This window comes from Actinoplanes sp. NPDC051513 (genome assembly GCF_044454685.1).
GTDB lineage: Bacteria > Actinomycetota > Actinomycetes > Mycobacteriales > Micromonosporaceae > Actinoplanes.
In genome coordinates this window covers 40,031-53,038 of the sequence record NZ_JBITDW010000026.1, presented here as the reverse complement: position 1 = coordinate 53,038, position 13,008 = coordinate 40,031, and the positions used below count along the sequence as shown (strand labels likewise).

Below are 13,008 nucleotides of genomic sequence, written 5' to 3'. Positions count from 1 at the left end.
CCGCGGCGCCGCCTCGGAGCCACCTTTCGACACGTTGATGGTCGCCGGGTCCGACCTCTATCCGCGCGCCTGCGTCCCCGGCGAACTGGCCGAGGCCGCCCGGATACCGGCGGCTGTCGCCGGCCGGGTCGCGTCGGTCTGCACCGGGGCGTTCGTCCTGGCCGCCGCCGGGTTCCTCGACGGCAAGCGCGCGACCACGCACTGGAAGGTCACGCACGAGCTCGCCGCCACATGAGCACCCGGCACCTCACCCGGCTCTTCCACGACGAGATGTCCACGACACCAGCCCGCTACGTGGAAAATATCCGTTTCGACCTGTCCCGGGCGTTGCTCGACCAAGGCCACACCGCGACGCAGGCCGCGGCCATCGCCGGGTTTCCCAGTTACGAGAGCATGCGGCGGGTCTTCGCCCGGAAGCTGTCCATCAGCCCCGCCGCCTACCAACGCCGGTTCAGCACGGCCCGCCGAGCCGGCGCGGAGTAGCCGCAAATGCGCGCGACCGGTCAGTCCAGAGGACTTTACGGTGCGGGTCGTTGCCGCACCTCGGTCCGCGGCGCGAGCTGCACCGTCCAGGTTCGGGCGGCCCCGACGGCCTCCATGGCCCGGCAGAGGAGATCGCAGCCCATCTGCGGCGTGCCTTCGGCGAAGCCGCGATTGATGAAGCTGATCGCTCTCTGGTGGTCGCCCTCTTCGAGGGCGTCCTCGAGCCCGGCGGCCAGGACCGCGGCGAGAGCGGCGTGGAAACTGTCCGCGCCCTTCTCGCGAAGGGTCTTGGTCGGCGGGCGCAACGCTGGTGCAGTGACCGCGGGCGGGGCTAACACTTGGGTCGTTCTCCTCTGCAGGACGCCTCATGGACGCGGCGGTGGCCGGGCGGCACACCGAAGTATCGATGACGGTCGGATCGCTCGGCCCTCGAAACCGAAGGCTGTCCAGTAGGACTGCCGCGACCTGCGCAGCACGCCCGGTAGGCGCTGGCTCGTCATCGACATCGACGAACTGATCCACCACCTACCCTACCCGCACTTCAGGCGGGGCTGCCCGCTGCGGACTCCGGGATTTGACCACATGCCGGTGGTCCGGATCGTCCACGCCCCACGGTGCCGGGCGGTGCGGGAGGAATTGTGTGGTACCTTTACCCCGTTGCAGTTTTGATTTCCGTAGACGTTTTCGGCGCCTGATGGGTTATCTGAACCCATCCAGGCGCTTTTCCGTTTTTCGTGTCGGTTCGGCGCGGGTGATCAACACGGCGGCGTACGAGTCCGCGACGTGCGGTCTCGAACAGCCTGCGAAGGAGCAGACATGGTTACAGGCGTCGTGAAGTGGTTCAACGGTGACAAGGGCTTCGGGTTCATCAGCCAGGACGGCGGCGGCCCCGACGTCTTCGCCCACTTCTCCGCGATCTCGGCGAGCGGTTTCCGCAGCCTCGAAGAGAACCAGCGGGTGGAATTCGACATCACCCAGGGCCAGAAGGGCCCGCAGGCGGAGAACATCCGCACGCTCTGATCCACACACTTACGAACGGCGGCTCGACTGGTTCAGCGAGCCGCCGTTCGGCATTTCCCGGCCGGCCGTCGACTACGAAGCAGCGGCGTCGCCGTAGCGCCGTTCCGCACGCTGAATTATCGACAGACTCTCCGGCCGCTGCTCGCGCCCTCGCTGCCGGCCCTGGTCCCAGCGGGCCACCCAGGCCCGCAGCCTCGCGAGCAGCTGCGGAATCTCTCGCGCGGGAACACGCTTTGCTTCGACAAGACTCACGACACGCGAGACGAAGTTGCTGTCCTCGCGCACACCGCGGGCACGCGACATGGACATGCCGATGAAACACCAACGCAGGATCACGTCGTCCGCTCGCGATCCCCAGTACCCCAGCCGGAAGTTACCCGCCAGGTTCATCACCATCAGGTCCAATTGGGAAGAGCTGGTGGGATCGCCGGGCTCGACCGCATGGTCCATCACCAGCTCGGCGCGATCGAAAATCTCCCCCCAGAACGCGGCATACTCCGGCCGATCGCCGACGAGGCGGATGAGGGTGGTCAGCCGCCACAGGGAATCCGGGTCCGAAGGGTGCCGCCCGACCCAGCGCAAAATGGCGGCGCAGATGTTCCGGCTGATCAAATTTCTCTTGAGGAGCAGCTTGGACACGTAGACGATGCCGTCATCCGCATCGAGATCGGCCCATCCGTCGATCGCCTGGAGCAGATCCGCCGGCACCTCGACGAAGTCGGACCGCTCGAACAGCCGGTGCAGCACGAAGCTCACGCCCGGATTGCGGATGTGCTCCATCACCCACTGGACGGCGTGGGCGACGACCGCTCCCGCCTGATCACCCAGATCGGCGCGTTCCAGCAGGGCCCTGATCACGAAGTCGACGTCGGAGACATGCTCGTGCTGCCGCACCCACCGCACGGCTTCGCGTACGACGGCGCCCGCCCGATCGCCCAGATCGGCGCGTTCCAGCAAGGCCCTGATCACGAAGTCGGCGTCGGAGACATGGCCATGCTGCTGCACCCACCGCACCGCCTCGGCGACGATGGCCTCCGCCCGATCACCCAGATCCGCCCGCTCCAGCAACGGACCGAGGACGAAGCAGGCATCGGCATCGTTGCCGGGCTGCTCGACCCATCGCACCGCCTCGGCGACGACGGCGTCCGCCTGATCACCCAGGTCCGCGCGCTCCAGTAGCGGGCCCAGGACGAAGCCGGCGTTGGAGACGTTGCCGGACTGATGCACCCACAGCACCGCGTGGGCGACGACGGTGGCCGCCCGATCACCCAGATCGGCGCGCCCCAACAGGGCCCTGATCGCGCGGGCGCCGCCGGACGTGGGGCCGTGTCGTTCCACCCACTGCACCGCCTCGGCGACGACGGTGGCCGCCCGATCACCCAGATCCGGCCGCTCCAGCAACGGACCCAGGACGATGCCGGCATGGGAGACGTTGCTCGGCTGCTGCACCCACAGCACCGCGTGCGCGAAGACGGTTTCCCCGAGATCACCGAGATCGGTACGGTCCAGCAGCGCCCTGATTACGAAGGGACCACCGGATGTGAGGGAATGCCGTTCGACCCACCGCACCGCCTCGGCGACGACCGTGCCCGCCCGATCACCCAGATCCGGCCGCTCCAACAGCGGAACCAGCACGAAGCCGGCATCGGCATCATCGGCGGACCGCTTGACCCATCGCACCGCCTCGGCGACGACGGCGCTCGCCTGATCACCCAGATCCGCCCGCTTCAGCAACGGACCCAGGACGAAGCCGGCGTTGGAGACATTGCCGGCCTGCCGCACCCACTGCACCGCGTGGGTGACGACGGCGTCCGCCCGATCACCGAGATCGCTACGGTCCAGCAGGGCCTTGATCACGAAGCCGCCGCCGGACGAGAAGCGGTGTCGTTCCACCCACTGCACCGACTCGGCGACGACGGTGCCCGCCCGATCGCCCAGATCCGTCCGTCTCAGCAACGCGCCCGCCACGAAGCTGGCGTCGGAGAGATGGCGATGCGATTGCAGCCACTCCACGGCGCCGTCGATCAGCCGACTCGCGTCTTCGGGAGCAACGATGCGCAGGCCCTTGTAGAACACGTGCCGGGCATGAGAGGTCCCGGCGTGCTCGGACAACCAGGGACCCATCAGGCTCGACCATCGGTCGATTGCCGTCGCCGCCCACGGCGGCCCGTCGAGAACCGAGCCCAGGGCGTAGCCACCCGGGTCCGGATCGTTCTGCAGGACCTGGCCGACCTCGCGATCATGACGTCGCATCCAGTCGTCACAGAACGCGCCGAGGTCGTCGGCCCGGCCGTCGAGATCGAGGTCGCGGAGCAACCGGCCGAAGCTGACCGCGAACCTGCCGACGGTCCTGGCGTCATGCAGGCACGGTGTCAGAACGTCCTCGGCGACGGCGGGATTGATGCGGGCGCTCGGGGCCTGCAACAGGGTCTGTTCCAGAAGCTGATCCGTCACGAGATCGTGCACCACCACCAGGGTCGTGCCTTCGACCTCGAGCCAGCCCATTTTCAGCAGGACGTCGACGAGTTGCCCGGCCCGCCACCTGTCCAGCCCATTTCGCTCGAGGACGCTTGCCGCCGCCGCCTCGACCGCGGGCCGCTTCTGCGGACAGGCCGCCGTCAGCGCGGCGCTGGCCTTGACGAGCGGCCCGGCCTCGGAGACGTCCAATGCCGACTGCGGTCGCGGTGTGGCTAAGTCGTCCTCCTCCAGGCGCCGCTCCAACCAACCAAGCAGATCACCGGTACGCAGCCTGAGCAGGTCCCCGGAGAAAGTGTCGTCGAGCACCCGGCGCTCGATCTCGCGGGCGATCAGCATGGCGACGATGGGACGGGAGCCACACGCGGCAACCAGCCGGTCCTGCCCGAGCTCGGCCAGCGCCGTCGGCGCCTCCACGGCGAAGATGTTGCTCCGGACCGCCGTCGTGTGTTCGCCGTCCACCCGCAGCTCGACGTTGTCGAAGAGCCGGCGCACATGATCGCCGGCGGCTTTCAGGAGCCAGCCGGGGCGGGCCGATGCCAGCACCCCGACCGGAATGCCCCTGCTCTTCGCCTCGGGCAGCAGCCGCTGCCGGAGCTCGGGGAGATCGATGCCGCGGCACTCGTTCAGGTAGTCGATGACCACGACGGCCGGCGTGGAACTGCTGAAGATCGCTTCGGCGAGATGCTCGTTGGTCGCCAGTGGTTCGCCGGGCATCACATGCAGCGCACGCCAACCGGCCAGCTCGGCCAGTTTCGCGACTTCGAAGCAGGTACGGCTCTTGCCGCTGCCGGCGGGACCGACCAACAGCACACCCCGGTCGTTCGCCCGGCTCTGAAGGCTCTGCAGCAAATTCGCCGGGTTCGAGACGTGATCGCGGCCGGGGTTGACGAACGGCAGTCGCTCATCGGCGAGATTCCGCCGCATACCGACCAGGCCGGCGAGGGCCTCGCCATGGGAAAGCACCGGAGCCATCCGCGGCCCCGATGACGGCACAGACACCGGCAGGGGCCCGGAGAGCACGCCGTCTTCCGCGAGTGTCTCGCGAAAACCGGGCCGGTCGAACGCCAGCGCGATGTTGGAGGCGTCGGCGCTGCTCGTGCCCGCACGCCGCAACCGCCGCGATATCACGCCGACGAGGAAGCCATCTCCGGTGAAGACCGCCGCCCCGGAGAAACCGTTCCACGGGTCGCCCTCGGCCTGCGCGTCCAGCGGCGCCGCGGTGGCGAGACTCAGGTCGAGCAGGCCCGACTTGGCGTTCGACAGGAGCTGGATCGTGCCGCTGACCTGCCTGGCGTCGCGAACGTTGCCGTTACGGGTGGCGAAGTGCGGATAGCCCACGGCGTCGAAGGCCGGCCGCTCGACGCGATCCGGCAGTTGCCCGAAGGCGACCGGTGCGATCTGTCCCGAGGGCGATGGGTCCAGCCGGAGGATGGCGACATCGAGCCCGTTGTCGCCGCGCCAGACAAGCCGCGCGGGTAGGAACTCGCCGCCGGGAAGGCGAACACCATGGTCGGCGGCGTCCGCCGGAAAGAGATGAGCAGTCGTCAGGACCAAATGGGTGCTGATGCGGTACCCACTGCCGTAGTCGCGTCTGCCGGAAGACGTGGACGTGGAGAGGACCTCGGCGACGCGGGCCCGCTGCAATCCCCGTTCAGACATGCGAGCGCCCGATCAGTTCGGGACCTCGGCCACCTGATCCCCGGTCCAGACCTCGCTGCCGTCGGCCATCGCCGGGTGCAGCTGCAATTTGACCGTGTGCGTCGTGGTCGAGGTGTCGGTCGCTTTCAGCCCGGCGTTGACGACCCAGAACTTGACGTCAGCCTTGCCCTCGAGGGCCTCCGCGACCGCGACCTGGAACTCGATGTCCACCGTGCCGAGCCGGAACCGGACCGGTTGCCCGTCAGCGTCCACCATCGATTCGGCCAGCTCGCTCCGCAACGCCCGGATGGCATCCGCAAGTCCGATTTCAGCCACGCGTCTCACTCCAGCCGTCGAACGACAACTCCAGCCCGCGAATATACATGCTGACTCTTTTGGGGTATTCAACCGAAATTGCAGGCCTAACGGGACGAGCGGGTGAACAACGCTAGGTGCAGCATCTCGCGGAGCCTCTCCCCCACCTCGGGCCGCCCCGCGAACGCGTGATCGGCGAGCGCGCCGCCCGCCATCGAGAAGGCCAGCATCACGTCCTCCACCGCGCTTTCACCCGTGACGAAGCGTGCTTTCACCCGTGACGAAGGAGGTGAGGACGCTCGCGCGGCACGAGACTGGGCGTTCGGTCCGGATCAACCGCACGAGGGGGACGGCATGGACGCGCTGCTGGGGACGCTGGCCGAGACGGAGCTGGCGGTGGTGCGGGAGGTGCGGCCCGACCGCCTGACCAGCATGGACGAGGACGAGCTGATCGACCTGCACGCGCGGGCCCGCCGCCAGCGCGACAAGTACGTCAAGCAGTACCGCCGCCGGGCCGCCGCGAGCATCGAGGACGCCGGCGGGCGCGGCAAGGCCCACCCGCGCAACGCCCGGGCCCGCGCCAAGGCCGAGCTCTTCGAGAACATCCTCGCCAGCGTGAGCCGTCAGCTCGCGGTAGCCGCCCAGGCCAGCGCCGACGCGCTGCACGCCGAGCGCATCGCCGACGAGCAGGCCCGCCCGGCACCGCCGCCGCCCCCGGCGCCCCGCCTGGCCCCGCAGCGCTCGACCACGCGCCCCAAGTCGCCCGACCTCCAGAAGCGCCGGGCCTCGACCCGCGCGACGAACGCCCGCCGCCAGGCCCGCCGCGACAGCACCTGACCGGCCGCCCCGCCGCGACAGCACCTGACCCGCCGCCCCGCCGCGACAGCACCTGACCCGCCGCCGCGGCCCGGCCGTACATGGCCTGCCGCACAACCAGCAATCATCCTAGGAGGCTAGGCAATTAGATGGGGCAACCAGATGAGGCCGGTCAAATGAAGGAGGAGACACAAAAAGCGAGGAGCCCTAGCTCCCCGCCACTCTTAACGTATATCGCAACCGGGGGCTTGCGGCAAGACCCCGGTCACGGCGCAGAATCGTCGTCCTGAGCAGTAAACCTGCGGAAATGGGGGCTTCGCGTATTGCGACCGGAAACGACCGCCAGTGTCTTCGACCTTCCCGCACGCCTCGCCGCCAAGGCGGATCCCGCGCTCACCGCCGCGGACGAGAAGCATTTCGCGGCGATCGCCGCCAGCCTCGAGCAGTCGATCGCCGACCTGACCGAACGCCTCGAAGCCGAGAAACGCGCCCCCGGCGGCATCGGCCGCCGCGCGCTCGACCGCGACCAGGAGATCCGCCGCCTGACCGCCCGCCTGCGCACCCTGAGCCGCTACAGCCTCGACCTCTGCCTGGGCCGGATGGATCCCGCCGACGGCGCCGAGCCCGTCTACGTCGGCAGGCTGGGCCTGACCGACAGCGACGGCCACCGGCTGCTGGTCGACTGGCGCTCCCCCGCCGCCGAGCCGTTCTTCGGCGCCACCCACGCCAACCCGATGGGCCTGACCACGCGCCGCCGCTACCGCTGGACCCGGGGCCGCATCACCGACTACTGGGACGAGGTGTTCACCCCCGAGGACCTGCGAAACCCCGAGGGCCTGCGGAACAGCGCCGCCCTCGACGACCAGTCCGCGTTCATCGCCAGCCTCGGCGCCAACCGCTCCGGCCGCATGCGCGACGTCCTCGGCACCATCCAGGCCGACCAGGACGCGATCATCCGGGCCGGGTCGAGCGGCGCGCTCGTCGTGGACGGCGGTCCCGGCACCGGCAAGACCGTCGTGGCGTTGCACCGCACCGCGTACCTGCTCTACTCCGATCCCCGGCTCGGCGAGCGCCATGGCGGCCTGCTCTTCGTGGGCCCGCACGAGCCCTACCTGGCCTACGTGGCCGACGTGCTCCCCAGCCTCGGCGAGGAGGACGTGCAGACCTGCACGCTGCGTGATCTCGTCCCCGCAGGCGCCACCGCGACCGAGGAGAAGGACCCGCGGGTCGCAAGCCTCAAGTCGTCGGCCGCACTGGTCCGGGCGATCGAGGCCGCCGTCCGCTTCTACGAGGAGCCCCCGGTCAAGGCCATGACCGTCACGGCCGGCGATGCCGACCTGCGGCTGAGCGCCGCCGACTGGGCGGAGGCGTTCGCGGTCCCCGGTCCGGGCACGCCGCATAACGAGGCACGCGACGAGGTGTGGGAGGAGTTGCTCACCGTCCTCGCCGACCGCTACGAGGGCGAGGAAAACCATGATTTCGTACGGGCTGAGCTCGCGCGAAACCGCGAGTTGGCCGCGGCCTTCCACCGCGCGTGGCCGCTGCTCGACCCCGAGGACATCGTCGCGGACCTGTGGTCGGTGCCGGCCTACCTCCGCAAGTGCGCCCCCTGGTTGAGCAACGACGACATCCGTACGCTCCAACGCGCCGACGCGAAGGCCTGGACCGTCGCGGATCTGCCCCTGCTGGACGCGGCCCGGCAGCGCCTCGGCGACCCGGAATCGTCGCGCCGCCGACGACAGCGGGACGTCGCGGCCCGCGAACACCGCGCTGGCATGGCCCGGGTCATCGACGACCTGCTCGAGGCCAACACGTACGACGACGGTGAGGGCCTGTGGACGATGCTGCGCGGCGAGGACATGCGCAACTCCCTCGAGGACGACACGGTCCTCCCCCGCGCCGAGCCCGACCGGCTGGACGGCCCGTTCGCGCACATCGTCGTGGACGAGGCGCAGGAACTGACCGACGCCGAGTGGCAGATGCTGCTGCAGCGCTGCCCGTCGCGCAGCTTCACCATCGTCGGGGACCGCGCCCAGGCCCGGCACGGGTTCGCCGAATCGTGGCGGGAGCGGCTCGAACGCGTCGGTCTCGACCGGGTCGCCGTGGCCTCGCTGACCATCAACTACCGGACGCCCGAGGAGGTCATGACCGAGGCCGAGCCGGTGATCCGGGCCGTGCTGCCCGATGCCAACGTGCCGGTCTCGATCCGGCGGAGCGGCCTGCCCGTCGTACGCGAAAGTGTCGTCGAATTGCGGAAGATCGTGGACGCCTGGCTGGCCGGGCACGCCGAAGGTGAAGGGGTCGCGTGCGTCATCGGGGACCCCGGTTTCGCGGGGACGGAACGCGTGCGGTCGCTGACACCCGAGCTGGCGAAGGGGCTCGAGTTCGACCTGGTGGTCCTCGTGGATCCGCAGCGGTGGAGCGCGGTCGACCAGTACGTCGCGATGACGCGCGCCACCCAGCGGCTCGCCATCCTCACCAGCGACCCCGCCTAACCAGCGACCCCGCCTAACCAGCGGCCGGCCTAACCAGCTGACCACTCTTCGGCGGTGAGGAGCGGCACGGGCTCGGGGCGCTCCGCCGTCGTGGTCAGAGCGATGCGGCGGCCCTGTTCGGCCGAGCGGAGCAGCGCCGTCATCGCGTCGAGCACGTGCAGCGCCAGCGCCCCCGACGCCCGCGGTGACCCGGCCGCGATCTGATCGATCAGGCCGATGCCCCGGGTCGCGCCCACATAGCCGGCCGAGACCGGAACCGAACGCCACTCGGAGGCGCCGAGCTCGAAGACGCGCACGTCCCCGTCGAACTTGTTGGGATCGGGGACGGCGATGGTGCCGGTCTCGCCGTGGATCTCGAGGGGCGCGGCGGTGGTGTGGACCGCGTCGAAGCTGGTGGTGATCGTCGACAGGGCGCCGCCGGCGTGCTCGAGCACCCCGGTGACGTGGGTCGGCACCTCGACCGGGATGCGCTCCCCGGTGCGCGGGCCGGTCCCGATGGTGCGGGCGTCGCGGGTACGGCTCGCGGCGCCGGTCACCGAGCGTATCGGGCCGAGCAGGTGGACCAGGGCCGACAGGTAGTACGGGCCCATGTCGAGCAGCGGCCCGCCGCCGGGCAGGTAGTAGAAGTCGGGGTGTGGGTGCCAGCGCTCGTGACCGGGCGTCACCATGACGGCCGACGCGGCGACCGGGCGCCCGATGCCGCCGCCGTCGATGAAGGCCCGCGCGGTCTGGATTCCGGTGCCCAGGACCGTGTCGGGCGCGCACCCGACCGTCAGCCCGGCGGCGGCCGCCGTCTCGACGATCGCGGACGCGGCGGCCAGTGACGCGGCGAGCGGCTTTTCGCCGTACACATGAAAACCGTGACCGATGGCACCCAGCGCAACCGAGGCGTGCGCGGCCGGGACGGTCAGGTTGAGCACCGTCTCGACGTCGCTGTCGAGGAAAGTTTCGATCGGCAGGGCGCGCGCCGAGGGCAGAGCGGCGGCCACGGCCGCCGAGCGGGCGGGATCCAGATCGGTCACCGCGGCGATGGTCACCCTCGGGTGACGGGCCAGCGTCCGCAGGTACGCCTGGGAGATGTACCCGAGGCCTACGATCCCGACGCGGTGCGGCTCGCCCACAGCATGCCCCTCTCGATGACGGCGCGGACGTTCGGGTTCTCGAGGACGTCGAGGCTGTGGCCGGGCGTGGTGACGACGATGCGGCCCTCGCCCCATCGGCGGGTCCAGATCGCCGGCGAGGTGATCGGGCGGTGCCACGGGTGCCAGGGCCGGACGGGGTGGGTGGTGGTGGCCAGGACGTCGATGAGGTCGTCGTGCAGGACCCAGTACTGCTCGGTCTCGAGCTCGAAGTCGTCGAGCCCGGCGGTGATCGGGTGCTGCCTGCCCAGATCGGTCACGTTCACGGAATAGCGCAGGAAGTTGTCCGTCTCGGTGCCGCCGCACGACGCCGGCTCCTTGCTCGGGTGGGTGGCGAACTGGCCGCCGATGAGCTGCAGATAGTCGGAGGAGGCGCGGAAGGAGTCGGCTATGCCGCCGTGCCAGCCGGTGAATCCGGTTCCGGCCTGCACCGCCGCTCGCAGGCCGGCCACCTCCGCGCGCTCGATCGTGGACATCGTCAGGCACTGCACGATCAGATCGGTATCGGACATCTCGGATTGATCGGCATAGATTGCCGGGGACTCTTCGATCCGTACGTCATAGCCGTTGTTCTTGAGGAACGGGACAAACAGCTCGGTCGCCTCGACCGGCCGATGCCCCTCCCACCCACCGCGCACCACGAGAGCTTTCACCCCTCCTGCCTACCAGATCTCTCAGACATAGACATTTCTCGATGTGAGGGTTAACTTTCCCGGGAAAGCGCTTGCCTATCATCCACCGAGTAGGGGAACGCGAGAAAATGAAACGTGTCAGCATCCTCGCCGCCGCGGTCATGCTCGCCGCGGCCGGCTCCACCGCCGTGGTGGCCCAGGCCGCCGAGACGGCTCCCGCCCCCGCGCCGACCACCGAGAACCTCGACCGCGGCCTCATCAGCATGCGGACCACCGGCGGCAACTTCCTGTCCTGGCGGTTGCTCGCGTCCGACCCGTCCGGAGTTTCGTTCGACGTCTACCGCGGCGCACAGAAACTCGTGACGACCTCGCACACGAACTTCACCGACACCGCGGCGCCCGCCTCCGCCTCCTACCGGGTCGTGCCCTCGGGCGTGTCCACGCTGGCGGCCGCCGCACCCACCGCCACCCTGGCCGCGAGCTCGATGGACGTCCCCATCCAGGTCCCGTCCGGCGGCACCACCCCCGACGGCGTGTCGTACACGTACTCCGCGAACGACGCGTCCGTCGGCGACCTCGACGGCGACGGCGCCTACGAGATCGTCCTCAAGTGGGACCCGTCCAACGCCAAGGACAACTCGCAGTCGGGCTACACGGGCAACGTGTTCGTCGACGCGTACAAGCTCAACGGCACCCGGCTCTGGCGGATCGACCTCGGCCGGAACATCCGCGCCGGGGCGCACTACACCCAGTTCCAGGTGTTCGACTACGACGGCGACGGCAAGGCCGAGGTCGCCATAAAGACCGCCGACGGGACGAAGGACGGCACCGGCGTGGTCATCGGCAGCTCGTCCGCCGACTACCGCAACTCCTCCGGCTACGTGCTCTCCGGCCCCGAGTTCCTGAGCGTCTTCAACGGCCAGACCGGCAAGGCGATGGCCACCGTCGACTACGTGGTGGCGCGCGGGACCGTCTCGGCGTGGGGCGACTCGTACGGCAACCGCGTCGACCGTTTCCTGGCCGGCACCGCGTACATCAACGGCTCGTACCCCAGCCTGATCACCGCCCGCGGCTACTACACCCGCACGACGATCGCGGCCTGGGACTTCCGCAACGGCGCGCTGACCCGCAAGTGGTCGTTCGACAGCAACTCCTCGACCAACGGCTCGAAGTGGACCGGCCAGGGCAACCACCAGCTCTCCGTCGCCGACGTCGACAGCGACGGCAAGGACGAGATCATCTACGGCGCGATGGCCGTCGACGACAACGGTTCCGGCCTCTGGGTGAACGGGCAGGGCCACGGCGACGCCATGCACGTCGGCAACCTGATCCCCTCCCGGGCCGGCCTCGAGGAGTTCAAGGTCGACGAGAACAGCGGCAGCCTCGCCGCCTGGATGGCCGACGCCCGCACCGGCGCGATCATCTGGTCGAACCCGTCCTGCGGCTGCGACAACGGCCGCGGCGTCTCGGACGACATCTACGCCGGCAGCCCCGGCGCCGAGTCGTGGTCGTCCGCGGTCTCCGGCCTCTACAGCAGCACCGGCCAGAACATCGGCCGCAAGCCGTCCAGCGCCAACTTCGTGATCTGGTGGGACGGCGACGCCCAGCGGGAGCTGCTCGACGGCACCCACATCGACAAGTACGGCACCAGCGCCGACACCCGGCTGCTGACCGCCAGCGGCGTGCACTCCAACAACGGCACGAAGGCCACCCCGTCGCTGCAGGCCGACATCCTCGGCGACTGGCGCGAGGAGGTCATCTGGCCCACCACCGACAACACCAAGCTGCGCATCTACAGCACCACCGACGCGACGAGCATCTCGCACGTGTCGCTGATGCAGGATCGGATGTACCGCGAGGCGGTGGCCTGGCAGAACACGGCCTACAACCAGCCGCCCCACCCGTCCTTCGCGATGAGCAACTGAGGCTCTCGCGGCGGCCGTCCCCGGTTCGGGGCGGCCGCCGCGGTATCGGTGAATGCGGCCGATGAGC

General features: G+C 69.6%; 12 protein-coding genes. 6 read left to right on the top strand and 6 right to left on the bottom strand.

All coding sequences use genetic code 11. The features are described from left to right. Nucleotides 1-37 precede the first annotated feature (37 nt). Together ACIA5D_RS43015 and ACIA5D_RS43010 are read left to right on the top strand one after the other, a co-directional pair. Entirely contained in the window at nucleotides 38-235 is a 198-nt protein-coding gene (locus ACIA5D_RS43015) for a DJ-1/PfpI family protein (RefSeq protein WP_396036426.1), read from the top strand. Beyond that, on the top strand, nucleotides 232-483 hold the full coding sequence (locus ACIA5D_RS43010) for a helix-turn-helix domain-containing protein (RefSeq protein ID WP_396036425.1): 252 nt from the start codon (nucleotides 232-234) through the stop codon (nucleotides 481-483). Before ACIA5D_RS43015 ends, ACIA5D_RS43010 begins: the two co-directional genes overlap by 4 nt. Nucleotides 484-518: 35 nt before the next feature. Here the strand turns inward: ACIA5D_RS43010 and ACIA5D_RS43005 are convergent, their stop codons facing one another. Next, nucleotides 519-821: a hypothetical protein gene (locus ACIA5D_RS43005; protein ID WP_396036424.1), complete on the bottom strand. Its 303-nt coding sequence runs from the start codon at nucleotides 819-821 to the stop codon at nucleotides 519-521. Between the two features lie 478 nt (nucleotides 822-1,299). Here ACIA5D_RS43005 and ACIA5D_RS43000 point away from each other — a divergent pair, with 478 nt between their 5' ends. Then, nucleotides 1,300-1,503: a cold-shock protein gene (locus tag ACIA5D_RS43000; RefSeq protein ID WP_396036423.1), complete on the top strand. Its 204-nt coding sequence runs from the start codon at nucleotides 1,300-1,302 to the stop codon at nucleotides 1,501-1,503. Between the two features lie 72 nt (nucleotides 1,504-1,575). Here ACIA5D_RS43000 and ACIA5D_RS42995 read toward each other — a convergent pair whose 3' ends face one another. The 3 genes from ACIA5D_RS42995 to ACIA5D_RS42985 all read right to left on the bottom strand — a co-directional run bounded on the left by ACIA5D_RS42995 (nucleotide 1,576) and on the right by ACIA5D_RS42985 (nucleotide 6,176). Next, nucleotides 1,576-5,640, bottom strand: a complete 4,065-nt coding sequence (locus ACIA5D_RS42995) for a serine protease (protein WP_396036422.1) — start codon at nucleotides 5,638-5,640, stop codon at nucleotides 1,576-1,578. A gap of 12 nt (nucleotides 5,641-5,652) precedes the next feature. After that, nucleotides 5,653-5,955: a trypco2 family protein gene (locus tag ACIA5D_RS42990; RefSeq protein WP_396036421.1), complete on the bottom strand. Its 303-nt coding sequence runs from the start codon at nucleotides 5,953-5,955 to the stop codon at nucleotides 5,653-5,655. A gap of 86 nt (nucleotides 5,956-6,041) precedes the next feature. Then, entirely contained in the window at nucleotides 6,042-6,176 is a 135-nt protein-coding gene (locus ACIA5D_RS42985; RefSeq protein WP_396036420.1) for a hypothetical protein, read from the bottom strand. Nucleotides 6,177-6,288: 112 nt separating this feature from the next. On the opposite strand from ACIA5D_RS42985, the gene ACIA5D_RS42980 reads away from it, so the two are divergent. Next, nucleotides 6,289-6,771 carry a hypothetical protein gene (locus ACIA5D_RS42980; protein WP_396036419.1) on the top strand — a complete coding sequence of 161 codons (483 nt, stop codon included), beginning with the start codon at nucleotides 6,289-6,291 and terminating at the stop codon, nucleotides 6,769-6,771. A gap of 302 nt (nucleotides 6,772-7,073) precedes the next feature. After that, nucleotides 7,074-9,245 (top strand): RNA polymerase recycling motor ATPase HelR, encoded by a 2,172-nt coding sequence (gene helR, locus ACIA5D_RS42975; protein WP_396036418.1) that lies wholly within the window; start codon nucleotides 7,074-7,076, stop codon nucleotides 9,243-9,245. 29 nt (nucleotides 9,246-9,274) lie between these two features. On the opposite strand, the gene ACIA5D_RS42970 is transcribed toward helR, so the two are convergent. Both ACIA5D_RS42970 and ACIA5D_RS42965 read right to left on the bottom strand, forming a co-directional pair. After that, complete coding sequence (locus ACIA5D_RS42970; RefSeq protein WP_396036417.1) at nucleotides 9,275-10,366, bottom strand: Gfo/Idh/MocA family protein; 1,092 nt, start codon at nucleotides 10,364-10,366, stop codon at nucleotides 9,275-9,277. Continuing rightward, nucleotides 10,336-11,037, bottom strand: coding sequence for a ThuA domain-containing protein (locus tag ACIA5D_RS42965; protein ID WP_396036416.1), 702 nt, complete (start codon nucleotides 11,035-11,037; stop codon nucleotides 10,336-10,338). The genes ACIA5D_RS42970 and ACIA5D_RS42965 overlap by 31 nt, the downstream gene beginning before the upstream one ends. 107 nt (nucleotides 11,038-11,144) lie before the next feature. On the opposite strand from ACIA5D_RS42965, the gene ACIA5D_RS42960 reads away from it, so the two are divergent. Beyond that, entirely contained in the window at nucleotides 11,145-12,941 is a 1,797-nt protein-coding gene (locus ACIA5D_RS42960; RefSeq protein WP_396036415.1) for a rhamnogalacturonan lyase, read from the top strand. Nucleotides 12,942-13,008: the final 67 nt, after the last annotated feature.

Bases quoted from the DNA above. Each gene is read 5' to 3' on its own strand.
- ACIA5D_RS43015 (WP_396036426.1), top strand. From the start codon at position 38: ATGGTCGCCGGGTCCGACCTCTATCCGCGCGCCTGCGTCCCCGGCGAA.
- ACIA5D_RS43010 (WP_396036425.1), top strand. From the start codon at position 232: ATGAGCACCCGGCACCTCACCCGGCTCTTCCACGACGAGATGTCCACG.
- ACIA5D_RS43000 (WP_396036423.1), top strand. From the start codon at position 1,300: ATGGTTACAGGCGTCGTGAAGTGGTTCAACGGTGACAAGGGCTTCGGG.
- ACIA5D_RS42995 (WP_396036422.1), bottom strand. From the start codon at position 5,640: ATGTCTGAACGGGGATTGCAGCGGGCCCGCGTCGCCGAGGTCCTCTCC.
- ACIA5D_RS42980 (WP_396036419.1), top strand. From the start codon at position 6,289: ATGGACGCGCTGCTGGGGACGCTGGCCGAGACGGAGCTGGCGGTGGTG.
- ACIA5D_RS42960 (WP_396036415.1), top strand. From the start codon at position 11,145: ATGAAACGTGTCAGCATCCTCGCCGCCGCGGTCATGCTCGCCGCGGCC.